Source organism: Niastella yeongjuensis (assembly GCF_900110245.1).
GTDB lineage: Bacteria > Bacteroidota > Bacteroidia > Chitinophagales > Chitinophagaceae > Niastella > Niastella yeongjuensis.
Genome location: NZ_FOCZ01000028.1, coordinates 1 through 24,855, shown reverse-complemented (window position 1 = coordinate 24,855; position 24,855 = coordinate 1). Strand labels below are relative to the sequence as shown.

General features: G+C 34.9%; 26 protein-coding genes. 24 read left to right on the top strand and 2 right to left on the bottom strand.

Going from position 1 to position 24,855, the window contains the following annotated elements:
* Together BMX95_RS34200 and BMX95_RS35925 are read left to right on the top strand one after the other, a co-directional pair.
* The coding region (locus BMX95_RS34200) for an ATP-binding protein (RefSeq protein ID WP_177193673.1) at positions 1-232 on the top strand (232 nt) is incomplete at its 5' end.
* A gap of 29 nt (positions 233-261) precedes the next feature.
* A complete protein-coding gene (locus BMX95_RS35925) occupies positions 262-687 on the top strand; it encodes a site-specific integrase (protein WP_090519752.1) in 426 nt (141 codons plus the stop codon).
* Positions 688-852: 165 nt separating this feature from the next.
* Here the strand turns inward: BMX95_RS35925 and BMX95_RS34190 are convergent, their stop codons facing one another.
* Positions 853-1,383, bottom strand: coding sequence for an NUMOD4 motif-containing HNH endonuclease (locus BMX95_RS34190; protein ID WP_081203051.1), 531 nt, complete (start codon positions 1,381-1,383; stop codon positions 853-855).
* A gap of 601 nt (positions 1,384-1,984) precedes the next feature.
* Here BMX95_RS34190 and BMX95_RS34180 point away from each other — a divergent pair.
* The 22 genes from BMX95_RS34180 to BMX95_RS34070 all read left to right on the top strand — a co-directional run bounded on the left by BMX95_RS34180 (position 1,985) and on the right by BMX95_RS34070 (position 24,217).
* A complete protein-coding gene (locus BMX95_RS34180) occupies positions 1,985-2,794 on the top strand; it encodes a hypothetical protein (protein ID WP_081203049.1) in 810 nt (269 codons plus the stop codon).
* Positions 2,795-2,941: 147 nt separating this feature from the next.
* Positions 2,942-3,916, top strand: coding sequence for an AAA family ATPase (locus tag BMX95_RS34175; protein ID WP_081203048.1), 975 nt, complete (start codon positions 2,942-2,944; stop codon positions 3,914-3,916).
* Between the two features lie 508 nt (positions 3,917-4,424).
* Positions 4,425-5,291: a hypothetical protein gene (locus BMX95_RS34170; RefSeq protein ID WP_081203047.1), complete on the top strand. Its 867-nt coding sequence runs from the start codon at positions 4,425-4,427 to the stop codon at positions 5,289-5,291.
* 292 nt (positions 5,292-5,583) lie between these two features.
* Entirely contained in the window at positions 5,584-5,931 is a 348-nt protein-coding gene (locus BMX95_RS34165; RefSeq protein ID WP_081203046.1) for a hypothetical protein, read from the top strand.
* Between the two features lie 59 nt (positions 5,932-5,990).
* Positions 5,991-6,884, top strand: coding sequence for an AAA family ATPase (locus BMX95_RS34160; protein ID WP_081203045.1), 894 nt, complete (start codon positions 5,991-5,993; stop codon positions 6,882-6,884).
* Complete coding sequence (locus BMX95_RS34155; RefSeq protein WP_081203044.1) at positions 6,865-7,854, top strand: DUF3871 family protein; 990 nt, start codon at positions 6,865-6,867, stop codon at positions 7,852-7,854. The genes BMX95_RS34160 and BMX95_RS34155 overlap by 20 nt, the downstream gene beginning before the upstream one ends.
* 300 nt (positions 7,855-8,154) lie before the next feature.
* Positions 8,155-9,084, top strand: coding sequence for a hypothetical protein (locus BMX95_RS35225; protein WP_177193747.1), 930 nt, complete (start codon positions 8,155-8,157; stop codon positions 9,082-9,084).
* 7 nt (positions 9,085-9,091) lie between these two features.
* Positions 9,092-9,760: an XRE family transcriptional regulator gene (locus tag BMX95_RS34140; RefSeq protein WP_081203042.1), complete on the top strand. Its 669-nt coding sequence runs from the start codon at positions 9,092-9,094 to the stop codon at positions 9,758-9,760.
* Between the two features lie 17 nt (positions 9,761-9,777).
* Positions 9,778-9,975, top strand: a complete 198-nt coding sequence (locus BMX95_RS34135) for a hypothetical protein (RefSeq protein ID WP_081203041.1) — start codon at positions 9,778-9,780, stop codon at positions 9,973-9,975.
* A 35-nt stretch (positions 9,976-10,010) separates the two neighbouring features.
* Positions 10,011-10,682 carry a recombinase family protein gene (locus tag BMX95_RS34130; RefSeq protein WP_081203040.1) on the top strand — a complete coding sequence of 224 codons (672 nt, stop codon included), beginning with the start codon at positions 10,011-10,013 and terminating at the stop codon, positions 10,680-10,682.
* Positions 10,683-10,801: 119 nt separating this feature from the next.
* Positions 10,802-11,263, top strand: coding sequence for a JAB domain-containing protein (locus BMX95_RS34125; protein ID WP_081203053.1), 462 nt, complete (start codon positions 10,802-10,804; stop codon positions 11,261-11,263).
* A gap of 422 nt (positions 11,264-11,685) precedes the next feature.
* Positions 11,686-14,691: a protein kinase domain-containing protein gene (locus tag BMX95_RS34120; protein WP_081203039.1), complete on the top strand. Its 3,006-nt coding sequence runs from the start codon at positions 11,686-11,688 to the stop codon at positions 14,689-14,691.
* Positions 14,678-16,489 (top strand): tetratricopeptide repeat protein, encoded by a 1,812-nt coding sequence (locus tag BMX95_RS34115; protein WP_081203038.1) that lies wholly within the window; start codon positions 14,678-14,680, stop codon positions 16,487-16,489. The genes BMX95_RS34120 and BMX95_RS34115 overlap by 14 nt, the downstream gene beginning before the upstream one ends.
* Positions 16,490-16,607: 118 nt before the next feature.
* Entirely contained in the window at positions 16,608-17,294 is a 687-nt protein-coding gene (locus tag BMX95_RS34110; protein WP_081203037.1) for a hypothetical protein, read from the top strand.
* 116 nt (positions 17,295-17,410) lie between these two features.
* A complete protein-coding gene (locus tag BMX95_RS34105; protein ID WP_090519750.1) occupies positions 17,411-19,240 on the top strand; it encodes an NACHT domain-containing protein in 1,830 nt (609 codons plus the stop codon).
* A 118-nt stretch (positions 19,241-19,358) separates the two neighbouring features.
* Positions 19,359-19,784, top strand: coding sequence for a hypothetical protein (locus tag BMX95_RS34100; RefSeq protein ID WP_090519748.1), 426 nt, complete (start codon positions 19,359-19,361; stop codon positions 19,782-19,784).
* 28 nt (positions 19,785-19,812) lie between these two features.
* Complete coding sequence (locus BMX95_RS34095; protein ID WP_081203116.1) at positions 19,813-20,517, top strand: HNH endonuclease; 705 nt, start codon at positions 19,813-19,815, stop codon at positions 20,515-20,517.
* A 127-nt stretch (positions 20,518-20,644) separates the two neighbouring features.
* On the top strand, positions 20,645-21,340 hold the full coding sequence (locus tag BMX95_RS34090) for a DUF4145 domain-containing protein (protein ID WP_081203117.1): 696 nt from the start codon (positions 20,645-20,647) through the stop codon (positions 21,338-21,340).
* 80 nt (positions 21,341-21,420) lie between these two features.
* A complete protein-coding gene (locus BMX95_RS34085; protein WP_090519746.1) occupies positions 21,421-22,143 on the top strand; it encodes a hypothetical protein in 723 nt (240 codons plus the stop codon).
* 88 nt (positions 22,144-22,231) lie between these two features.
* Positions 22,232-22,783 carry a hypothetical protein gene (locus BMX95_RS34080; protein ID WP_081203642.1) on the top strand — a complete coding sequence of 184 codons (552 nt, stop codon included), beginning with the start codon at positions 22,232-22,234 and terminating at the stop codon, positions 22,781-22,783.
* A gap of 68 nt (positions 22,784-22,851) precedes the next feature.
* A complete protein-coding gene (locus BMX95_RS34075) occupies positions 22,852-23,547 on the top strand; it encodes an Nmad2 family putative nucleotide modification protein (RefSeq protein WP_081203641.1) in 696 nt (231 codons plus the stop codon).
* A 22-nt stretch (positions 23,548-23,569) separates the two neighbouring features.
* Positions 23,570-24,217, top strand: coding sequence for a hypothetical protein (locus BMX95_RS34070; protein ID WP_090519743.1), 648 nt, complete (start codon positions 23,570-23,572; stop codon positions 24,215-24,217).
* A gap of 364 nt (positions 24,218-24,581) precedes the next feature.
* Here BMX95_RS34070 and BMX95_RS34065 read toward each other — a convergent pair whose 3' ends face one another.
* Complete coding sequence (locus BMX95_RS34065; protein WP_090519740.1) at positions 24,582-24,806, bottom strand: T9SS type A sorting domain-containing protein; 225 nt, start codon at positions 24,804-24,806, stop codon at positions 24,582-24,584.
* Positions 24,807-24,855 lie beyond the last annotated feature (49 nt).

The window sequence follows — 24,855 nt, the reverse complement described above, 5'->3', positions numbered from 1 at the left end:
CATCCTGGATGATTTTGGATTACAACCACTAGACAACACCGCCAGAATGATCTTATTGGAGATTATTGAAGACAGGCATGGCCGAAAGGCTACCATCATCAGTTCACAATTACCAGTAGCTAAATGGTATGAAGTAATAGGTGATAGCACCGTGGCTGACGCCATACTGGATAGAATGGTACATGCCGCCCATCGGTTAGAATTAAAAGGAGAATCCTTAAGAAAGAAATAGAATCCTATTTTTGTAAACCAGCTCTTTAAATTATTACAGAAACTGCCCCAATCGGCTTACTTCTAAGGGGTGGTCAGCATCACCGGATTGGTGGTCAACATCGCCGGATTTTACACTTGCCATTAACGGACAAGCTAGTAGAGTTATTAAGCTGTCAGGTAACTGGTAAGCAGCCCAATGATTTTGTTTTTCCTTCTCCCAAAGGTAAGTCCATCGATGACAGGATGCTCCAACGGCGTGTGCTTAAGCCGGTATTGAAGAAACTTGGGTTAGCAGATAGGGATTTATATGCTGCCAGACACTCTTTTGGCACAAGGGCTGTACAGCAGGGAATGGCATTGACTGATGTAGCCTACTTGATGGGCCATACCACTGTAGAAACAGCAATGCGTAATTATGTAAGTGTTACAAAGCCTGCAGTCGCTCTCCCTTCAATAAGCGATAAAAGTAAATGATATTCAAATATGTAGTTGTTAAGGATGGTGTTAATCACCTGTGAAGTGTGTTGTTTTCATGTGCCATTACCCGCATTGTTTCTACAATGGCGGGTTTTTATTTTATCGACTTAGGTCTAAAAATAAAGGGAAGGGTGCATGATTGCATACTTTTTCCCTTTCGTGTTACGCAGCTAATTGCAAACAAGTATTGTTCCTAGACACTCCATACATAAGGCTCTTAAAAGCACCGTAAGGAATGTCGTTAGCTTTAGCGGCTTCAAGCATACTAGAGTATACTTTATTAGTGCAGGTGTCAATTACCTGCCTTCGATTATGCCTAGGATTTTTGCATAAACCAAGTTCATAAGCTGCTTTCATGTTTTGTGAACGAGATACCCATCGAAGATTGCATATTCTATTATCCCGCTTATCACCATTTATATGATCAACTTGGGGAAGGCCATTCGGATTAGGTATAAAAGCTTCTGCTATGATACGATGGAGAAAAACTGATTTTTTCTTTCCATTTTTGTATACCCTGCTTTCATAATATCCAAAATTGTTTTTCCTGATGGTAATATTTCTTCCTTTTCTAAAAGAGCATGTTCCATCTTTCGTTTTAATTATCCTGTCGATACTTTTTAAATTTCCTAGATTGCTGATAAGATATAGACCTTCGTAGCCTACTACATCTCTCCATGTTTCTTGGATCATTTTCTTTGGTTTTAAAATTTATAATTTTTAAATACCAAGAAATTTTGGTGTCAGATATGAAGAGAAAAATGTCTCTGTTGATTTAGGCTTTAGATAAGTCTAATTGTTTATTTTTTGATTAAAGTTGACCTCAATCACTTGCAATTGTTTTGTGGAAAGTGACTTTCCATGCTTCATTTGATTTCGTAAATCCTTGTATAATTTATCGTATGGATATGCGCTAATCAATGCATCCAACTTTTTAGCGAAAGACAAATGATTCGTATAGGCTGTGCTTGAATTACTGCCTGATTTGTATTCCATGGTATTCATCATCGCTATTCCACGACCACTCCAATAAGGGGTCCATTCATGTTTTTGATTCAATTGTATTTTGTTTAAATTTTGAAAATGATATATCAAACCATGTAAGTGGTTACTTACTGGTGATACTGAAATAATAAGACTTTGAAGATGCTTTACAGTGAAGAAATTATCAGAAGTAAAAAGCGGGATTTGCTCATATGTTATTCAAAATCATAGTACTAAGTTATGAAAATTATGTCTATTTTACAAAAATATTGAATAGTATTTTGTCGAATTATTAAAATATTTAATAACAATGATTCCTGTTTTTGGACCATTAGCTTCACGACTATATAATATAAGTACACCGTCAGTATATATAGAAGATTTTGACTTCAAAAAGATAATGGATGATATTGAAGAATTGATTGTTGCTTATCCACCAGACGAATCTTTTAAGGAAATTGAAAAATATTCTCGTCAAGTGAATGATATGCTTAGTCAAGATAATAACTATTATGAAAGGTTTGTTCAGGTTGAAATAAGCAAGAGTATCTCTGAAGACGAGTTTGGTAATGTATGTAGTGAAGAATCAAAAACCCATGAACCGTTACCCGTGTGGCGAAAAGATTCAATTAATAATGCCATAAATTTTGAGTTAAATTATTATGCAGTTATTCTAAATAAGCTTTTGGAATATTTGAATAAGAAGCAAGATCAACAACCTGACAAAGGTGTAAGTGATATTAAGTTTAAGTGCGCGGATTTGAAAAATTCCAGTAAAATCATAAAAGCCTTATATAATTCATTGATAAGGCATGAATGTATTTCTCCTTCAGTGAAATTTGGTGATTTCAATAAGGCATTCGGTATGGAGGGCAACCTAGATTGTAAAATTACATGGATTGCAACGCAGCCTTCATTACATTTCTTTATCCAGAAAATGTTTGACGATAAAATTCTCGATTCTTCCTTGAAAGCTAGGAAATGGAAAATTACTAAAGCGTTGTTTTGCAGAACAGGAGAAGATGAGATTAGCAAAAATATGAATACTCTTGCTAAAGATGTCACAAAGTCGGACCGAGACTTAGTTGGGAAGGTGCTTCTGTCATTTAAAAAGAGATAGGCTCTATAGTTCAAAACTATTTTCTAAATAAAATTCAATAATCCCCAAGTACATCAACCATTTTGGAAATCTCTACTCTACTATAGAGTACGATAGAGTAATTATTTACTTCCTGCATTTGTAGTTTTGAAGCCATAAAACAATAATATGTTCAAGAAAACAATGCAAGAAGCTAGAGCGGAATTAAAGCATGATCAAAAACCAAAGCTATTTTATTCAGGTCTTGATCTTTTAAATTTTAATATTGAAAAAGTCCCTATGCTTTGGGAGCCATTCTTTCCGGCAAAGGGGCTTGTTGGGTTTACCGGAGCAAGTGATTGTGGCAAATCTCTTTTTCTTAGACAGCTTGCAATGGCTGTTGCCATGCAAAAAAAGACCTTTTTAGATTATCCTCTTAATGTTAAACATGGAAAGGCAATTTATGTTAGTACGGAAGATGAACTGGAAGGTGTTGGCGCATTGCTTCAACGACAGATAGGTAAGGCAGAAAGAAAAAGTATTGAAACTCTGTTTTTTATTTTCAACACTTCAAATATTCTCAATAATTTAAGGGAGGCTTTTGCCCAAACCCCATATGATTTGGTTGTCTTTGACGTTTGGTCAGATATATTTCATGGGAATCCCAATAATTGGGTGGAAATAAGAAAAGAACTCTCCGAATTGAAATTATTGGCAGATGAATACAATACCTTAATTGTAATTCTCCATCATACTGTGAAAAATTCCGAGAAAAATGTTCCTGATAAGAATAAGCTAAATGGATCCCAAGCAATTGAAGCTAAAATAAGGTCATTGTTGGAGCTTAGACATCATACAAGTGCCGATGAACGTCTGCTTACAGTACTCAAAAATAATTATATACCCAAAGGTGAAAAAGAGGATTCGATAGTGTTAAAGCTAAATCCGGAAAATCTCCTTTTCAGTAATTCTGGAGAGAAAATTTCAATTATTGCAGGAGGCGGGAATCGTAATAAATATGATGTAGAGGTTTGGGTGCAAAGGATTGAGGAAGTGAGAAAGGAAGGTGCTTCTTATGAACAAGCAAGAAGAATCCTTGTAGAACAGTATGGCGAGAAGGAAGTGCCGGGTCTGACTTGGTTTAAGAATCAGGCAGGTAAGTAGTGGGCAGTCAGTCAGGGTTAATATAATCTGTGTGACTGACTAAGTAATAGATTAAGTAAAGTGATATTCTATTATTTCTTCAAGCAATGTTGCTTGGTTAGTCACGCGGTTATTATTGTTGCTAATTAGCCTAGAATAGTAATTGGTTTAGTCATTGCCTGTATATTTAATAAATAGGGATTGCCAATTATGATACTTTGACCTGCTTCTTATAAGAAGCGCAAGACAATCTGGATAGATGATGTAAATTCGGTCAGTCACTAATTTTTATACTATTTGACTGACTGTTTAAAATCAAAATAAATCGATACAATTAGCGTTTGTAATTTCAACAAGCTCAATTTACCGTATTCTCAGAATACGAATTTGCATACTTCACAAACGACTTCAGCGATCCTTTACAGCAATTAAGCTGCATCCATTCGGGTTGTACCAAGTTTTCAGCGAGGAACATGGTTTAGTCGCCCCATAATTCATTTATTAATTACTAAAAGACAAAATTCTCCCTATGCGGTACACTTTATTTGTACTATTACTAATTTCATCTACCATTTCAAACGGACAAGATCTTTCTACTGATCCTCAAACCGGGCTTGTATGGATTCATGATTCAGTAGAGATCAATTCCAGCAATCTACAGGAAGTCAGGGACTATCTGACGAAATGGGGTCATACTCTACTTGATGGCGAAAATCTGAAGGCGGTCTATAATCTGAGCAACGCCAAACAAACAGAAATGGTGGCCATTAACTTACCAGTAGGATCGGTGCTTACTCGGGAAATGGGCGGTAATAAGTTCTCAACGAACGGCACATTGACTTATTCAAAAGTGAAAACGGTGGCTCTTACGCCCGTCGTAAGTTCCGGTGGTGTAAAATTCAGTATGGTATATACTGTACGTGCCAATAAGCTAATCTATGAATTTACCGGTCTGGAATATTCCCACGATATGGTGCATTATGGCAAGTTCGAAGACGAAAAACCACCCAAAGACAGCTATAACAGCTCCCTACTGTTCAAGATGGGAAAAAGTGAATGGTTAAAAGTCAGGCAGGAGTATTACGCCAATGTGCAGGTTCTTGCAAACAACCTAAAAGAATACGTCAATAACTTGATTGGTAGGAAATCGGTGCAGCCTGAGCAATCCCGTATAAGCTACGCTTTTTATCAGGCTATAAAGGCGGATATGCCTCTCGATGAAATCAAACAATTGCTGGGAGATGAGGGAAAGGAGCTTAGCAGTGGCACTGTTCAAGTCAATGGAAAAAGCGCGAAACAGCAGACAATAGCTTGGTATGATCTTGATAATACCAAAAGTATTACGGTCACTTTTCTTGACGGTAAAGTAGTTTCCAAATCTCAAACTAAGCTTTAAGTTATCGAATAGAGAAGCAGCATTATCTATATGAGAGATAGGAGGGGGTATTATACCCCCTTTTTTATTTATTCTTTTCAGTAATCTGGTATAGTATTCTAATGCCTAATTCTATAGCATTTACGCTGTAATCCGGCATGCAGAAATTCACGATATGTGAAAAGAAAGGTACTCAGTATTAACACCTCCCTCCCTTGCAATTGACACCGCCGAGTACTCCCCGTACCTTCCTGCCTATCTTTTTCAATATGAGGATGCCGGCAAGTAATTAAAATAATCAAAATTATCAATTATGGTTACCGTAACGAATTTCTTTGTTCGCGAGAACAAGGACGGAAAATCTTTTGTAGCTCTTGAACTCTCTGGTGATATTGAAATGATACAATCCGCTCAAACGGGGCGATTTTATGCATCCGCTAAGCGATGTACCGTATCGTCTGTATTTAGTGAGGAAGTAGCCAGAACGTTTATAGGCAAACAATTGCCCGGAAAAATTGAGCGAGTTGAATGTACTCCCTATGATTACACAGTTAAGGAAACCGGCGAGGTATTGAGCCTTACGCATACTTATACCTACGTACCGGGTGATGAGCGACGGGAGGGTATGGAGAAGTCAATACAAACGGCTTCAGTGGTGTAGTTAGGACAGGGCGGAGAGCAATCTTCGCCCTTTTTATTTATTAATCTAAAAACAGACCAATGCAATTACAAACTGCAGAACGAAAAAGAGTGAAGCTACGGCTTAATATCGCTTCCCCGTCTGGTTTCGGCAAAACATATGGCGCGTTGCTAATCGCTTATGGAATTACTGGTAACTGGGAAAAAATAGCCGTCATCGATACCGAAAATGATTCAGCCTCTCTATATGCCCATTTAGGAGATTTCAAATCCTTGTCCCTGCATCCACCTTTTTCCCCGGACAGATATATGGAAGCCATCAGGATTTGTGAAAATGCCGGTATGGAGGTTATTATAATTGACTCTGTTACTCATGTATGGAAAGGACAGGGAGGGCTGTTAGAATATCAGAACTCATTAGGAGGCAGGTATCAGGATTGGGCCAAAGCAACTCCACTGTATCAAAAGTGGCTAAACGCCATTCTACAATCGCAATGTCATGTTATTACTACCAACAGGAAGAAACAGGGATATAATATGATTACTGAGGGGAATAAAACCAAGGTAGAGAAGGCTGGTCTAGACGATGAGATAAGGGACGGGTACGAATATGAAATGACTATAGCATTGGAAGTGATTAATGATAAACATTTGGCTAAGGCTTCCAAGGATCGCACCGGCTTGTTTGTTGATAAGCCTGAGTTTCTTATCACTGTTGAAACCGGCAAGCAAATACTTGACTGGTGCAATCAGGGAAGATCCACCGAGCCAGAAAACCATGCCTTTACGGAAAAAATCAATTCCTGTAACAGTATAGCGGAACTAGGTAGGCTATATATACAGCATCCTGAATACCAGCAAACGCATAACGCCCAGTTTACAAAACGGAAAAAGGAGTTACAGCCTGCTTTAATGACAGCTGATGCCCACTTAAACCATCAAAACTTACATTCTAATGGAAACGGCAGCATTTAATAATAATGAAGTAGCACTGTTTGAAGAGCAGCTACAACCATCCGTTGTTTCTACTGATAAACCCTTTATTCAGGCCAACACAATCGAAAGTTCACTGGAAGAAATCAAATCCAGACATGTTATTCCTGTATTTACACGGGATAATGAGCCGGTAATTTCGCATGCGGATTTTATCGAAAGTGTCGTTAATGTAGCATCTTCAATATATGTTGGAGAAACGCTTTTAAAGCCTTCTATCCGGCTTTCGCATGCAATTAAGGGTAGAATTCCCGAAGCTAAGGACAAGCCCGCTAACGCCTTGTTAGAGCATGAAAAAACGCTATATTATGAGCGAATGGCGTTCGTGCTAGAAATTCCCACTATTCAGGACGAAATTGACGGAAACCAGCTTTCCTTAACAATTGGCGGGGTTAAGGCTTACAATCTGGATAATCTTTACGCCAGAAAAGGAGCTGATGAACATTTTAAGATCTTCATCGGATTTCAGAACAAAGTATGCACCAATTTATGTGTTTGGACGGACGGCTACCTGAATGATCTAAAAGTTAAGAGTCTCGGACAGCTTAAAGCCTGTATCCGTACCATGATTGAAGGGTATAATGCCAATTATCACATTCATGCTTTGCGTGCTCTATCAAATTACGGATTAACGGAGCAACAGTTTGCAATTCTAATAGGTAAGTGCAGAATGTACAATCATCTCCCTTCTAATATGAAAAACGAAATTATCCCTTTGCAGTTAAGTGATACGCAATTGGGTACTGTAGCTAAAGACTATTACCGGGATAATTCATTTTGTAGGATGAATGATGGCAGCATTAATCTTTGGCGGTTGTACAATTTATTCACCGGTGCAAATAAGTCATCCTATATAGACACCTTTATTGACAGGAGTGTAAACTCATTCCACTTTGTGGATCTGCTAAGAGGAGCATTGGACAGTAAATCCACTAACTGGTTTTTGAACTAAACAAGGGCTGGCCTATCGCCAGCCTTATTTATTTATTATGGAAAACGCATTAATCCCCAAGTATTGTGATAATAACAGTATCCTTCTGATTAATCACGTAGGGTTACTGCGAAAACTGTTTTGTCCTTTCATGGTTCGCTGTAGAGTTGAATACGACAATTTGAAGCCCGGAATGCAGGTCTGGGTAGAAGAGGTTGCTGTTAACGCTAAAGACGAACTATTGTACTCCGTATTGGGCAAATTTTACTCGTACAACTTGTTTGAGATAAAAATATTCTTTTAACACATTTAAACTTATTTATGAAAACGTTGAATAATCATCCACAATGGCATAAAGAACCATTAAGATTAACCAAGAAAGAAAAACGCAATCCACATATTGTCCTTGAAGACTTCTTTGACTGTTTTCACTTACAAGATGTGCGGGAAATATTATGGAGATGGTTGGTGGCAGTAATATCTAGCCCGCAAAGTATTTCATTTGAGCCTTTGGAGCGTAGTAATCATATTTATTTCTATGAGAAGGTCGAGGGAATAATTGAGGCTGCTTATGTAATGAAAAGAAAGACACGCAGACACCAACGCAGGAGAGAGAAACGAAAGTTCAGGATTGATGACCAGCCAAAAGCACAATCAATAAAGACAGAACGACCTTTCGGCTCAATCATTCCGGTAGCTGGCATTGACACCGTTGAAAACGAAGACTTGCCCAATAAGGCTAAGCAATTGATAGAATATGCGGGTGAAAATCCCCTCCATGTACTTAAGGAAGTATTTAAACCGGACAAGCTAGTTTTTATCATCGATGAAATAAAGGATTGGTTACATATCGCATTATCAGCTGATTGTACTTCGTATGAGGAGGCAGAACAACGAAGCAATCTGATTATTTTCCATGACCACTTACTTTTACTAATAGAGGCATTGTTTATAATTAATCTGAAATATACAGACGATGCTGATCTTAAGGGAAAACTTTTCAGTGCTTATAAACCTTGTTTACTAAATACTACCCAAATAGCTAATCCAGAACAAGTAATAGCAACTTTCTTTAATAAGTTCCCAACGGTATATATTAATAGAGAGTTGGATAGCTGGTATGAAGCGAGCATTTCTTATTCAGGGGACTGGCGGGATAATGTGATCTGTTTACAACAGGTTTGGGATATATATCGTAATGTTTTATGTCTTTTAAAATCGGCCACTCAAATTTTGCAAACCTGTAAATAAACCGGTTATGGCAAATAATGATATTGACATTGGAACTCGACTGAAGGAGTTAAGAGTTAGACTAAAGATCAAAATGCCCGCAATTGCTTTAGCTACTGGTATTGCAAAGGAGACATTATACAAATGGGAGAAAGGCACTAAGCCAAGTGATATTAACAGTTATTTCATTTTGAAGAGGTATCTCGACAAAGTGGAAATCAAAGAGAATCTGGAAGGGTTTGAATTGGAAATCCGAAAGCCTGCCACATTACGATTACCATTAGATCCCAACAAGCCAGCACTGCCACAATTGGATGGAATAGCAAGTGCAGGAACCGTCATCTTCACCGGTAATGAACCGGAATTAATTGTAGATCGGATTAATGCCCCATTTTTAGGCCCTTCAGAAGGCGCTGTTGAGATTTTGGGTGAAAGTATGGAACCCACATTTAAAAATGGCAGCAGGGTAATAATTATTCGGTTACAAAACCCGGAGATCCTCGACTGGGGGCACTATTACCTTATTATAGACCGCAACCTACATATTACAGTGAAAAGGATCTATCAGAGTACTTCAATAGGCTCTATAGTTCTTGTGTCAGACAACCCGGATCAATCAAGATTTACTCCCATTGAAAGAAGTTTGGATCAGGTTACGGCTATACTTAAAGTAGTAGGATCAATTAACAAGTACTAAACAAACCTTTATCGTTTATGAAACTAAGTCAAAAAGCGTTGATCGCAATAAATACGCCTGTAATCCGAAGGCGGTTAATGGATGCATTAGGATCTACTGAATTTACCATTTCCCGGTATATTCAGAAAAACAGCGATAATCTCACCAAGGCTGCAGCGTTGCAGGTTATTCGGGAAACAACGGGATTGCCTGATAACGAAATATTGGAAGAATAATTAAACTTTATTTAAGTTGATTAAGAGTAGATCACATGAAATTGGTAATTGCGTACTATCGTGTTTCGACTGGAAAGCAGGGAAAAAGCGGATTAGGACTGGAAGCCCAACAACATTCAGTCACGCATTACTGTACCTGTAACGGCTATCAATTGCTGATGGAGATTCAGGAAGTAAAGTCAACAAGGAAACGAAGAGTGTTTTTAGAAAATGCCTTTGCGCTTTGTCAGAAGCACAATGCAGCTTTAATTGTCGCCCGGCTTGACCGTTTAGGCAGAGATGTAGAGGAAATCGCTCATAATATCAAGTTGCCTGTTGATATTATCGTTGCTGACAATCCTCATGCGAACCGCTTCACAATTCATATCCTTGCGGCAGTAGCGGAGGAACAACGCCGCACGATAAGTGAAAACACAAAATTGGCTTTGCAAGCGGCGAAAATGAGAGGTGTATTGTTAGGCAGGCATGGCAGGGTCCTTGCTCAAAAGAACAAAGAAGCGGCAATTGTATTTGCTAAGAGCCTTCAGCCGATTATTTTTAAACTAAATGCAGATGGAATTTATAGTACAAGGAAAATAGCCTGTGAACTAAACAGGCAGAACGTGCCCACCTTCAGAAAAGGTGGGCGATGGCATAGGACAAGTGTATACAATTTATTGTCAAGGTTAGAAATGAGTGATATCAGGAGTAACCGGGTTTCCAGATAGTTAAATTCTGGAAGAATAAATAAAGTATTGCATCATTTAAAGGAAAATATAATAGCCCTTCGGTATTGGCCGGGGGCTTTTTTGAAATTATTGTAGCGATTAATTTATTCATCTTTATTATGGAAAAACACCTATTACAATTAGCAGCTCCTGAAGTCGAGCTTGTATATAAGACAAAAGTAAGATCATCTGACAGGGTTCAATTGCGTGGATCTGTAGACACGTATAACTTCCTTTTACAAACATGGGATGAAAATAAACTTGAATTGCAGGAGCAATTTAAGGTCATACTTATGAATTGTAAGAATCGAGTGTTAGGCATATATGAATTATCAACTGGTGGAGTGACAGGCACAGTTGCAGACCCTAAATTAATATTCATGGCTGCCCTTAAAGCCAATGCCTGTACAGTTATAGTTGCTCACAATCACCCATCTGGTGATCCCCACCCAAGCACGACTGATAAGGATTTAACCAAGAAGATTACACAAGCCGGCAAACTGCTGGATATTACCGTGCATGATCACATTATCGTTACCAGAAACTTTTACTATTCATTTGCGGATAAAGGAATGATGTAAAATAATGCTTTCTGTAGTTGATATCCGGTTGTAGGTTTAGGCAGTGGCGGAAATACCTGCTGCCTACTTAAAGTAAAACATGCCATAAACAAGATTTAGGTAATATCCTTTTTTCTGGTGCTGATTTGTGTAACCCGAACGCTATATCTCTTATCTAAGATATAAATCGACGTAAACCGGCTGTTATTAACGGTTATTAAGACTTTTGCAGTAAAAAGGTTTAATGATTCCCGATTTGTGCAAATATAAACTACTGATAAATCATGGAATAATGGTTATTGAATTGATTTAATATGTTTGATTTTGTTAAAGCATGAGGCTAACAGTTGTTAGGAATGCAAAAAAATGCTATTTTGTATCTACTTGTTCATAAGGCTTAATATACTTTTCACAGTAGCAACTGCAATAAATCTAACGATTCAATGACTGCTTATAAGAATGCATTAAATATAGGAGAGACTCTTCAAATTGACGGAAAATATAAAATCATTGATGTTTTAGGACAAGGAGGTTTCGGGATTACCTATTTAGCAAAGTTTACAGCCCTTGAACAAACTGTTGCAATAAAAGAATATTTCCCTAATATGTTATGTAATAGAAGAGGGAAAGAAGTAGTTCCTATATATCAGTATTCACAGTTTTATACTAGGTTTAGAACCAATTTTCTTGAAGAGGCAAAGCAATTAGCATTATTTAAGTATGACCATATTGTTAGAATAACAGATTTCTTCGAAGAGAATAATACCGCATATTTTGTAATGGATTATATCGATGGAACTACTCTTCAGAAGCTGGTAACAAACAGTAGATTTTTAGATGAAGAATATGCTATTGATATTATTAAACAAATTGGCGGGGCTTTAGAGCTTGTGCATGACAAGGGTAAATTGCATAGAGACATTAAACCTCAGAACATCCTTATTGAAAACACCAGAAAAGCAACTTTGATTGATTTTGGAGCTGCAAGAGAAATAGTTGAAACACATGTAGAGCATACAGCAATTTTTTCCGAAGGATTTGCTCCACCTGAACAGTATGAGGGAAAAGGAAAAAAAGGACCTCATATAGATGTGTATGGACTTGGAGCTACATTATATTTTTGCGTCACTGGTCAAATTCCAATTTCAGCACGAGCTAGATATGAACAAGAATTACAAAGTCCTTCAATGATAAATTCATCTGTTTCTGATGAGTTGAGTAAGATTATAATGAAGGCTATGGAAATGGAGATTTCAAACAGGTATGCAAATGTTTCAAAACTTTTATATCATCTAAGTACACTCACTCCTAAAAGTCAACGCAAAAAAAATGTAGAACATACTCAGTCTCAAAAGGAATGTTTGAAATATGTAACGGAGTTTATTAATGATCCTGAGACAAATCTTCTTATTCTTACAGGAGCTGCCTGTACAGGTAAATCTTTCATAGTTGGTGAGATTTTAGATTTATTACAGTCAAGTGGTTATTCCCTTCGCCCCTTAACATTGGGTAGCAGATTAGCTGAACGTTTGAACTGGAATACAGGCTTATATTTTAGCAGTATTTATAGTTATATATATGATCTAGATGAATCAGTTCCAGAAGTCCGGGGTAAAGGTGAAATAGAAATACCCGAAGATGAATGGTTCGAAGGAGATGCAGAAAGTCCTGTTTTCCCCTTAAAAGCCAATACTGACGAGGAAAAGGTTATCTATATTGTTGATGAAAGTCAGTTAATCTCAGATCATTATTGGGAAGATGGTCTAGTTTCATTTGGCTCAGGGAAATTATTGACTGACTTTATCAGCTTTACTGAAATTCAAACCATAAAACAGAGAAAGGTGATATTTGTTGGAGATGAAAAGGAAATTCTTAGAGGACCAAAAGATGCTTCAGCGATATCTATTTCCTATTTGCAGTCAGCATTTGGTCTAAATGTTCGTGCGCTCGAATTAAAAGATATATATAATAGAGATCGTCAACCTAAATTCATACAGCAAGCTTTAAATATTTACCAAAATCTAGATGATGGTTTATTTAATGAGCTGATCATAAAAGCAGATGAAAAAAGCTTGTTTTGTTTAAATGACAATCAATTTAAAGAAAAGTATCTAGCTAGTGAATCTGAAAGTAATAAAGTGTTTATTACGTACTCAAATAAGCAAGCCCACGAAGCAAATAATCGCATACGTGCTTTACTTGGAAAAAATGGCAATATAAAACCGGGCGATAGGATTATTTTAAACAATAGCATTAAATATGGCTTAGATGGGATGTTACATGAAGTTTTTAGTGGCGAATTGGGGGTAATTACTGAAGTTAATGAAGAAATTGAACTATTTAATCAGCCAGTAAAAGGAAAAGGTGTGATAAGCGCAGTGTTTCGAAGGGTCTCGGTTTTCTTTCCCCGTTTAGGAGCGACTACTTCCATAATAATTCTCGAGGATTATCTCAATTCCGAATCAAAAGAAATTTCTAAAGAACAACGATTGCTTATTAACATACGGGCAAAAAAAAGTTTCAAGCAACATTTTCCCAAGGAAAAGCTGCATTTTAATAACTGGCGGCACCAACTAAAGGCAGATGAATATTTCAATACCGCATTAGTCAAATATGCGTATTCCCTAACAGGACATAAGGCACAACTTTTAAAATTTAATTCTGTTTTTATCGATTGTGAGACTGATAAAGGAAAAGATAATGATGAATATTTCCGATGGATGTATACTGCATTGAAGTGTGGCTCTAATTCAGTTTATCTGATTAACGCACCGTCTATTAATCCTTTGAGTTATCTTAACATTGACAATAATCCTTCTGCTTTTGATATTACCTTACAAAAAAGGGGCGATATTGATCTGCTTGACATAAAAATAACTGAAGAGATTAAGGCGCAAGCTGTTTTATTTAACCTTTCCAGCAATGACAAACTTGTATTTAACCTTTTTGCTTTTTGCATAATTAGGTTATTAGGAACTGAAATTAGGGTGAGAAAGATAGATCATAATAATTATCAAGAAATATACCATTTTCAGGATAATAATGGTGTGCAGGCTAGAATTTCATTTCATTACAATTCTGCCGCGAAAATAAGTAGAGTAGCGCCTATTCAAAAGAATAATTTATCTGACCGAATACTTTTTCTATTGTATAATAACTCACAGAAGGATTTTTCTAGTGTATTTAATCAAGCATTTGTAAAAGCTATTTATATGAGACTGAGAGAAGATCTTTCGTTAAAATATATCGCTGCTTTTGATGTAACACCACAGAATTATAGCTATCAATTTTCTTTTTCAAGAGATAAGGAGGTTGTTATTGCGAATTTATTTTTCAACAATTCTGGCTTCATTACGAAGTTTTATCCAATTAAGTATAATTCGAAAGATTTACTATCTGTAATAATAGATGTTTTTCAAAAAATTAAAGAGTCCTATGAAGGATATTGATGCTTTCGACAAGTATATAACTGAACTCGCAAAAGATAAAAAGTATCCAAATATTGTTGTGAGCTTTAAGAACACAGTAGGTGATTTCTCAAGTGATGAAGTGTCGTCGAGAAAGCATTTAGTAAAAAATATAATAGATGCTCATAGGCATGAAAAACTATTTAATGAGGCTTTTTCTTTTGTAAAAGAATATGGCATTTCCATTGAAACAAGCCAGCACAAAGCAGTTTTAAGCTCCTATGCATGGTTGGTTTATGCTAAATTAGATGACTTTATTAAAACGGAAAAAACGGACGAAATAGATATAATTATTAAGAATATCCTCTCTTTATTACCTTGTCTCAATCTCTCAGATGATTATTATGATCTTTTGCTGATGCGTTTGATTGGAAAAATAGTAGAAATAGGAAGGTTAGATCCATCTATCGCAGTTAATTATGTCTTTGAAATATTAAAGGTGATTGGTTTCAGGAAGAATACTCGGTTAAAAGAAAAGCTTAAAAAAGATGATTTTGTTTTAGGCAGCATGATAAGGTTATTTGGGAAATCAGGTTACTTTGATTACGGGTTTAAATTTTTAAAGTTTTTGCAAATAGATATTTTCGCCGGAAATGTAAGTGTAAACTTGGCAAATGATTACGGCTGGTTGTTGTATTATTGGGTGAAAGAAGAGAATAAGCATGTTTCAGATGATATTCCTGAAGATGATTTAGATACTGTATTTAGCGATTTGGAGAATGAAAGATGGAAAGAATCCAAAGAAAGTGATAGTCACTCAAAAGATGAAATTTTCGAACAAATTCTACGAATATTTCCTTTATTGAAAAATGATTCAAAGTATAGCTCGCTTTCGAGACTCTTTAATTTATGTCTTAGGATAGAAAAAGGAAAAGCAAATAAGAATTGGAAAAAAATACTGGCTATTGTAACAGCAATTGATGTGAATTTGCTGACATTAGATTGCAGGACATCCGTTTTTGAAAAAAATGGGAAAGAGAGGCGAGTAGAATTAGCTTCAGATAAAGAAAGCTGGTATTCAGCATATTCGAATGCCCTGTATCAGACTGAAGATTATGTAAATTGTTTGAATGTTTGTCAAGATGCATATGAAGTAATACCCAGATTTCATTATAATAATGAAATCTGGTTTGCAAGAAGAATTGCGCTTTGTAAAAGGAGCTTTGGGAATATAGACGATGCTATTTTCGAACTAGAAAAAATTGTTAAACAGAAAAAGGAATGGTTCATACAAAAAGAGATAGCAGAGCTTTATTATGAAAAAGGGGATTATAAAATTGCAAAGGAAATGTTGATTGTAGCTGCTCTCAACAGAGGCGATTTGGAGAAAAAGGATGCTTTATTTTTCCTTTTAGGCAAATTATTTATTCAGGATGGTAATACAGGGATAGCCTATAAACATTTTTTATTATCATTGAAAATAAGACAAGATCAACAGTTTAGAATCCCGCAGGAACTAAAGCAATCTCTTGAACAATTAAGCGGTGCCATGTTAATTGACCAAGATGTCGATGCTTTTAGGCTGTATAAGGAGTTGTTGAGCTTCTGGAAATCATTACTTCCAAGAAATAATGTATCTTATCAGGGTAAGATTTTCAGGGTTATTAATGAAAAGGAAATTGGTTTCATTAAAGGTGATGATAATCAAGAATTCTTTTTTCGATACAAAGACTTAAAATTCAAGCAACCAATTGTTGGGATGAAAGTAAAATATAAGACTAGGGATTCTCGTCAGGAAGGAAAGCATTGGATTGCGTTTGACATTCATCCGACTAATTAGGCTACATAATAGCAACTATATGTTTTTAAACGTGAGAAGTAATTGCCGCTTTATAACGGAATTATTTATAAGACATTCCTGCTATGATTTTAAATAGCGGAGGATTTATTTTTCATATATGGAAAAAGCACTTATAGCCTTTATTTTGGCATTATTTCACATTCCCTGTCAATCTCAGGACTCTTTAATGGTCGGTAACCGATTGATAAAATTTAAGGCACAAATTCCATTTAAGGAAGCCATGAAAGAGAACGAAAATGTAAAATACAATGCGCTTACATTATCGACTGGGAACAACGAAATTCTAGCATTATATCTGCCAGAAAATGAAATCGCTAAAGCTAAAAGAAATGAAGCTTATAGCTTTATAGAAATGATTAAGATTTTCATTCCGAAATCTCTATATAACAAAAGCGCTTCTGGAATTGACTTGAATACTTTGAAATCAAGTTTGATTAAATCGTTCACAAATTCCGAAGATTCTTTGCAGGCGGTGAAAGTTAAAAATAAAGTGAAAAGTGAATTTTTAAAGCAGGGTGTTGTCATGGATTTAAATATAGGAACTCCTGTTCTGTTAGCCGATTCCACTATTAAAGCCAAATCTTTTTATTTAATACTGGCGACAAAAATAAATTTAGTTGCAAGTAATAAAAACATTCGAACCAATGTCATTCAAGCTTCTATAATGACTATTGTTAATGATAGACTGATTTGTGCCATATATCAGCGGGAGCTTATAGATAATAAAAGGGATTATGAAATTTGTCGAAACATGGCTGAGAAAGTAATTACGAACTTGTATTAAAATAAATTATTTATATAAAATAGCATTGATTAGAGGAAAATCGAAAAAGGGAAAATATATTTAAGCTACTTTATCGTATTATTACTTGATCTACGAATAGAAATTAAATCAGTATCATGGATATGACACCATCGTTAGAAATTGGAGTTATAGAATTGGTTAAAACATTTATAGATATATTTAAAAAGGCCAAAGATGAGGTCTATGATCTATTTGAAGTAGGGTTGGAGGAAAGCTTAATAAATCAGGCGGAGAAATTTTATTATACTCATAATTTTATTTACAGAGAAACTAAGGTACCTTTTTATGATGTGTATTTCCCAATTTCAGTTGGCTACTCTAAGACTTATTTCCATAAACCAATTACGGAATTGGAAACTAATAAATATGTAACTATAATAGGTGTCGCCGGATCAGGTAAAAGCACTTTATCGAAATATATTTATTTAAACGCGATTAAGGAAAATATAAAAATACCCCTATTTATCGAGCTGAGAAATATCAATGCATCAAATTCGACTTTTGAAGGTTATATTAATTCTAAAATATTAAATTTAAAAATTAAACATAACGAGGACAAAATCGTATCTGCATTAAAAAATGGACATTTTTTATTTATACTTGATGGTTATGATGAAATCCCATATGAAAAAGTCGGCTCTTTTGAAGATCAACTCATGGATTTTATTGATAAATTTAAAAACAACCACTATATTATTACTTCTCGGCCGGGCACCTCAGCCGAGCGATTGTCAAGGTTTCATAATTATAGTGTAAATGATCTAACTTCTGATGAGGTTACGATGTTTTTAAAGATGCAATTAAAAACCAAAGAACAAATAAGGAAGATGCTAGAGGTGGTAAATTCAGAGAGATCCAAACCCTATCTAAAATTTTTAGAAAACCCATTGCTTTTGTCCATGTTCATAGTGACATTTGAATATTTTCCTGAGATACCAGAACATAAAAGCGAATTTTATAAAAACGTTTTTGATACGTTGTATTCAAAGCATGATGGAATTAATAAAAATTCATTTTCTAGGAAAAGAAGATCTGGATTGCAAAGAATTCAATTCGAAAAACTTCTTGCTACCATTTCGTATGTTACCTTTTTTAAAGGGAAGTTCACATTTGAAGAATTGTTTTTGTCTGAATTGATTTCAAGTATACAAAAAATTGAAAAAAGTATAAACAATTTTGAAGCTGAAGAAGTGCTTTATGATCTTGTTACTTCTATATCTATACTTATTAAAGATGGTCTCTTGATATCATTTCCTCATAGATCAATACAGGAATATTTTGCCGCTTCATTTATTAAGGAGTTGGAGTTTGAGAAAAAATCAAAGGTTTATGATAAGTTGTTAAATATAGTTCTCCCCAATTCTAAAGATGATTTTGCGAATTTTATTGATTTATGTGTTGAGTTAGATAAGGATGGGGTTCTAAGTTGTCTTATAATTAAAGTACTTAAGACATTTGTTTCAAATGTATGTGATGATAAATATATTTATGACTTATGTAACAAGTTCGAAATTCTTATACATTTTCAATTGTTTGATGTAAAGGCTAGGGTTCCATTTAAAATATTAGATATTCAGCCAGCAGGAAATTATCTTTTAAAAATTATTCGATACTTCAATTGTAATGATTGTTTTGATTGGTTATTTGAAAGAATTAGTAAGAGATTAATAATAAATAAGATTGAAAAATTATTATTGAAAGATGGCAGAAAGGTCATTAACGAGTTAGGTATAAATAATAGAAGTGGTATTGTAATTACAAAATTATTTGACAATAATCCTGCTTCATATAAGTTGATAAACGAACCAATTAATGAAGAGGAACGTAGTCTATACCTTAAAAAACCAATAGAGAATGCAATTAAGAAATTTGAAACAGAAATTGCAAATAATGATTTAGCAATTTACAAATTGCTGGATTTATAATATCTATTTATAATTGGATGTTATGTGCAATATTATTTTACCCATAACTTAATATTATTAGCATTAAATGAAGCGAGTGATTGAACAGATCTTGATGTAAATCATTAAAATGTAACAAATGAAGGCACTTGCATTTATATTAATTCAATTTATTATTGTTGGTGGGTGTAACAGTTCCAGACCAAAGGGTAAACTAATTAAAAATGTAAAACATGAACAAAAAACAATAGATAAATTATTTAATTGTTCCGAAAGAATAGTTCTTCTATCTACTCTTAAGGGTATTTCGTACGATAGTTTAAATCATATTCTTACAGATTACCACTTGATGACTGCAAATAACTTTTCAGTTGATAGTTCAAGGTACTTTTCAAATAAAGCAATTGACGATATTTCTGAAAAATATAAAATTTCGAAAAGAAAAATTGCGCTTCTCGTTTTTAGCTTTAAATATGAAATGCTTACAAAAGAAGAAATATTTGAAGAAGAGTTAGATAAAATAGAGAAAGAACAAGATTTAGAACCGCCTGAAGATCCTTATTGAATTTAACTTATCAGAAAAAAGATCAGCAATGGCTAAAGAAAACTGGACACAAGTTGAACTTGATGCTTCTGTTAAGGCTTATTTGGAAATGCTTACGAAGGAAAACGAAGCTGTTTTCTATAGAAAATCCGATTATCGAAACCAATTATTGTCAGGTGCTTTAAATGGAAGAACAGCGGGTTCTTTTGAATACCGGATGCAGAATATATCTTATGTGTTAGATACTTTAGGCGAGCAGTATATTACTGGATATAAGCCTGCTAAAAATGTTGGATCGAACACCGCTGATTTAATTCTTGAATCGTTAAAAAGAAACAAGTTTATAATTTCCAACGATGCTGAACCAACACCAGATAATGAAAGGTTACAGCAAAGAACCAAACGGATAAGAAGAAGTATTAATCTAAACAACAAGCCGACTGGGCAGCAGAATCCACTAAAAACTGAAACCACCATTACAGCTTATTTTCGTGACCCTGCTGTAAGAGCATGGGTGTTAGAAAATGCAAGGGGAAAATGCGAAGCTTGTAGATCGGATGCTCCGTTCTATCTTCCTGATGGATATCCTTTTTTAGAAGTGCATCATATGATCCCTATCGCCCTCGGTGGCCCTGATACTATTGAAAATGCTTTAGCTCTTTGTCCAAATTGCCACAGAAGATCTCACTTGTCTAAGGATAAAGATTCGTTTAATAGTGGAATTTATAAAAAGGTTAAAAGGTTGATTAAATGATATTTAAAAAGTATTTTTTGTGAGTTTATAAAGGTAATAAAGTATAAGCTGCGAAGCGATTAAAGAAGGTAAATATAAATGTATGTTTACTAATTCAATCCATTGTACCCTTATTAAATAGCAAGTTATGTCAAAAGAAAAACAAACGACATTGAAAAGTTTTTGTTCCACTTGTTCAAGGCTGACGAACCACAAAGTGCTTAAAGAAGAAGAAAGGAAATATCATGAAGAGGACACAGGTTGGTGGGACGAAACCTCGTATCAAATTATTCAATGCATGGGATGTGATACAATAAGTTATAGAACTTTATATAACGACGTTTCCTACCAACAACATAAAGATGAAGATACTACTGTTCAAGAATTATATCCTAAGCGCGGCGCTCATAGCAGAATGATAAAATCTTACCGCAATTTGCCTATAGAAATTAAAAAAGTTTACCAAGAAACAATCGACGCATATAACAATAATCTCACGCTTCTCTGCAGTGTAGGAGTTAGAGCAATTTTAGAAGGAATATGCATAGATAAAGCAATTACAGAAGGCTCATATACCAACTCCAATGGAAAACATGTAAAAAGTAAAAACCTTGACGGTAGAATTTATGGACTCGCTATTAAAGGGCATTTAACGTCCGATAATGCAGAAGCTTTACATGAATTAAGATTTCTTGGAAATGCTGCTGTACATGAGCTTGCTACCCCTAGCCTCGACGAACTCAGTCTTGCCATTGACATAATTGAACTAGTCATCGACAATATATACGAATTGAAAGACAAAGCTCAGAAACTTATGGCAAACCGTGTCAACAAGAAATTATAACTCTATCAATAAATTTCTGGTACATGTATTCTGTGATAGTTTCAAAACTATTAATCCTAAAAAAATAAAGCATACTGATAATGAATATGAAAGCCGGGTTTTATGCATCGAAACCTTTGACATTCAAATGTACTTTTCGTATTGAAAAGGAAAACACTGATTATTATCAACTAAAAAGTGACTTGAGTCGTTCATTAGTGAGGTTTTTTGAAATTAGTGGACGATTTAGAGACAGTGACAATAGTTATCAAAACGTCGTATATGGTGTAATAAATGACATCTTTCAAAGACGTTTTATGTTAACTGGTAACACACAGGCATACTTGACTGACTACTCTGAAAGAAGCGGTTCACTTCTCATTACATTTTCTATCTTAGTCGTTGGTGCAATTTCTAATTACGGCTCAATCAGAGAAACAATTGACTATTTTTCCGAAGATATTGAGCGAGTATTTGTTATCTCTTTGAACAGCTGGAATAATGGATATACTATAACATCAGATATTCAGGAACAAAATAATCAGGCTGCAATAGTAGAATCTCAACAAATAAGTTCAACTGATACGATTACGTACAATTCCCTTCTATCAAAAATTAAGGTTGACAGAATATTAATAGGAGTAGTATTTTTTCTTTTGCTCGTATTAATAGGCCAGAACCTTTTAGTCAATACTGATACTTCAAAAAAAGACGAAACAAATGAACGCACAATAAGGGATATTATTAAAGATGAATTAAGGAACGCAAAAATTGACGATCATTTGAAGACAATATCTGATACCATTTATGTGAAAAGCAACTGATCTGACATCTATTTACAGGGTGGTTTTATTTAATATAACTAAAGGCAGATACCTTGTCTTATTGAAAGAATAGGTACAAATTTAAATTATGACAATAATAAGTATTAAAGAATATTTCCTTGCCCGTTGTGACGAGATTATTTCATTAAGTCATAGAGGTGATCCATGGACATTTCTATGTGGATCGGCTATGATTGATTACTTAACTAACATGACAACAGGGAACTCTACTAGGGTTAGGTATATAAATTTTATTGAAGACTACTTTGCGCAGGTAAATATTTTGTATAAAGAATTCACTTATCAGAGTGGCGATAAAGATTTGCCTACGCAGATGTATGTTGTTTTGAGATGTGGAATTGTTCATTCATTTTCTCTTATTCCTAATAATTTAGGTATATCCTACGGCGGCAGGATAAGATCAATACTATTGGCTCATGAAAAGAATGGGCATAGCCACTTTGAAACATACATAAAGGACGGTATGGATTCTGTGATATTTACTGCTGAGGGGTTTGCCATGGATATAAAGAATGTTGTCTTATCGGTTTTTAAAAAGGCCACGACAGATCAAAATTTAGAAACACAAATTCTAGCATATGTCCAATCCTATCCACCTATTCTAGGGCGATTCAGCTAGTGGTATATATAAATGGACTTAGGCAATGCCTGTTTTCATCATAACTAAGAAAAATAATAGTTTAAAAGATGACAAAAATTTACTCGTATGTGTTAAGAATAGATGATGGTGCAGCTCCCAATCCCTTTTGGCAACTATGTACATTGACAATTTGTAAGCCTGCGATTCGAAAAAATGCGCAGGTTAACGACTGGGTGATTGGAACTGGTTCTAAGAATGTCAAATTAAATGATGGGAAATACTATGATTTCTCTGAGAGTCTTGTTTATGCAATGAAAATAACAGACATAATGACATTGAATGAATACGATTCTTTTTGTCAAACTTCATTATTAAATAAAATCCCAAAATGGAAAACCAAAGATTGGCAACTAAAGGTTGGTGATTGCATATATGATTATTCAAACGGGAACGAACCTATTATTAGAAAGGGAGTTCACAATGAAGAAAACAGAAAGAGAGATTTAAGCGGGAATAATGCTTTATTATCTAATCACTTCTTTTACTTTGGTGTCGAAGCAATACCAATTCCTTTGGAACTAAAAGATTTAATCAAAAAAAATCAAGGTCATAAAAAGATAGAAAATATTCATCTCATTGAAATGTTTCAGCAGTGGATTAGTCAATTTGAAAAAAATAGATTGTATGCAGATCCTCAAATGCGTTGGCTCTTTGATCGAGAAGTGACTGAAAAAGAGCTTTCAGCTTGTGCAAAACAGGATTTTTGTAATGATGAGGATGAGACGGAAGAGACTGTATGCTAAAATTATATCCCAACAGTAAGTTATGACTCCAAAAGAAAGAAATAAGTTTGTAAAGGATGTGGCTGGTATTGTGCTTCCTAACCTTGTAAATGATCTTTATAGAGAGGGTAAGATAAAAGATACTGATTTTAATGATAAGGAATTATTACGTAAAAAGCTTTTAGGGCATATTAATAAAATTGATTTTCAAATCATAATTGACCACCGGGAAACAATTTTAAATGTTGCGGAGAAAGAATTCAAGGCTGGTAATACTGAAATTTCGATAACATTATTTGCAACCTTTATAGAACATACTTTAAATGGATTAGTCCATATTGCTTGTCAAAGAAAGAACATTGACAAGAAAATGTGTAATGAAATAATCAAAAGTGTAAACATAATTGGTAAATGTACGTGGCTATTAAGGTTATTAGGACTACCTCCAATTAAAAATGAATATTTTAAGATAATTATGAAAGTATCGGAGGAGCGAAATGCTTATATTCATTACAAATGGAAGCCAGAAATGGATATTGATAAAGTTCTAGATTTAGAAGAGGACGAGGAAAAAATAGAAAGAGAGAGGTATTTAGAAATTAAAAGACTATTGAAATATTTAAAGAATTATGAAACACGATATAAATATGCAGGAAAGAAAAAGAAAATCAGAACGGCAGCTTTGAAATAAAAACGAAAGTAATTGTTAAGCTGAAAATATTACAATGTCATTTTGGGTCACATTTGGGTATCAAACCACAAAACCTGAGATTAAAGAAGATCAAACAACCGTCTAAGTAATTTGTAAAGAGGAGATTATATGGGGTATTGATGCAGATCATCCAATCCTCCCGAACGTAGTGCGCTACCGGGCTGCGCTACTGCCCGAAAAATGATACTTAGAAGTATAAATTTAGACAAATTCCATAACACCCAACAACCTCAGTAATTTCTCCAGCAAACTAAAGCGGAAGGGAATAATTTTTCCAATAAGTAATAAACAAAAAAAGGGCTTCGCCACCAGGCGAAAACCCTCTTTTATTTTAGTATTCGTCTTACTGAATGATTAGTTTACCACTGGTTAATTGTCCTTTGTTGTTCTGAATGCTGTAGTAATACATACCGCTCAAAGAAGCCGGCAGGGTAATACTTTGATTACCGGTAGCAAGAGTACGGCTGAACACCAATCTTCCCATGGCATCATTTACCCGCAATACACCATCATTTTCACTGCTGTAAAATCCGGCGATGTTGACCACCAATCCGGTGATGCTGACCACCCCTTAGAAGTAAGCCGATTGGGGCAGTTTCTGTAATAATTTAAAGAGC

Coding starts and splice junctions, on each gene's coding strand:
- BMX95_RS34080 (WP_081203642.1), top strand. CDS start 22,232: ATGACAATAATAAGTATTAAAGAATATTTCCTTGCCCGTTGTGACGAG.
- BMX95_RS34105 (WP_090519750.1), top strand. CDS start 17,411: ATGGATATGACACCATCGTTAGAAATTGGAGTTATAGAATTGGTTAAA.
- BMX95_RS34170 (WP_081203047.1), top strand. CDS start 4,425: ATGCGGTACACTTTATTTGTACTATTACTAATTTCATCTACCATTTCA.
- BMX95_RS34140 (WP_081203042.1), top strand. CDS start 9,092: ATGGCAAATAATGATATTGACATTGGAACTCGACTGAAGGAGTTAAGA.
- BMX95_RS34155 (WP_081203044.1), top strand. CDS start 6,865: ATGGAAACGGCAGCATTTAATAATAATGAAGTAGCACTGTTTGAAGAG.
- BMX95_RS34095 (WP_081203116.1), top strand. CDS start 19,813: ATGGCTAAAGAAAACTGGACACAAGTTGAACTTGATGCTTCTGTTAAG.
- BMX95_RS34070 (WP_090519743.1), top strand. CDS start 23,570: ATGACTCCAAAAGAAAGAAATAAGTTTGTAAAGGATGTGGCTGGTATT.
- BMX95_RS34130 (WP_081203040.1), top strand. CDS start 10,011: ATGAAATTGGTAATTGCGTACTATCGTGTTTCGACTGGAAAGCAGGGA.
- BMX95_RS34100 (WP_090519748.1), top strand. CDS start 19,359: ATGAAGGCACTTGCATTTATATTAATTCAATTTATTATTGTTGGTGGG.
- BMX95_RS34190 (WP_081203051.1), bottom strand. CDS start 1,383: ATGATCCAAGAAACATGGAGAGATGTAGTAGGCTACGAAGGTCTATAT.
- BMX95_RS35225 (WP_177193747.1), top strand. CDS start 8,155: ATGAAAACGTTGAATAATCATCCACAATGGCATAAAGAACCATTAAGA.
- BMX95_RS34120 (WP_081203039.1), top strand. CDS start 11,686: ATGACTGCTTATAAGAATGCATTAAATATAGGAGAGACTCTTCAAATT.
- BMX95_RS34115 (WP_081203038.1), top strand. CDS start 14,678: ATGAAGGATATTGATGCTTTCGACAAGTATATAACTGAACTCGCAAAA.
- BMX95_RS34135 (WP_081203041.1), top strand. CDS start 9,778: ATGAAACTAAGTCAAAAAGCGTTGATCGCAATAAATACGCCTGTAATC.
- BMX95_RS34175 (WP_081203048.1), top strand. CDS start 2,942: ATGTTCAAGAAAACAATGCAAGAAGCTAGAGCGGAATTAAAGCATGAT.
- BMX95_RS34180 (WP_081203049.1), top strand. CDS start 1,985: ATGATTCCTGTTTTTGGACCATTAGCTTCACGACTATATAATATAAGT.
- BMX95_RS34165 (WP_081203046.1), top strand. CDS start 5,584: ATGGTTACCGTAACGAATTTCTTTGTTCGCGAGAACAAGGACGGAAAA.
- BMX95_RS34110 (WP_081203037.1), top strand. CDS start 16,608: ATGGAAAAAGCACTTATAGCCTTTATTTTGGCATTATTTCACATTCCC.
- BMX95_RS34160 (WP_081203045.1), top strand. CDS start 5,991: ATGCAATTACAAACTGCAGAACGAAAAAGAGTGAAGCTACGGCTTAAT.
- BMX95_RS34125 (WP_081203053.1), top strand. CDS start 10,802: ATGGAAAAACACCTATTACAATTAGCAGCTCCTGAAGTCGAGCTTGTA.
- BMX95_RS34085 (WP_090519746.1), top strand. CDS start 21,421: ATGAATATGAAAGCCGGGTTTTATGCATCGAAACCTTTGACATTCAAA.
- BMX95_RS34075 (WP_081203641.1), top strand. CDS start 22,852: ATGACAAAAATTTACTCGTATGTGTTAAGAATAGATGATGGTGCAGCT.
- BMX95_RS34090 (WP_081203117.1), top strand. CDS start 20,645: ATGTCAAAAGAAAAACAAACGACATTGAAAAGTTTTTGTTCCACTTGT.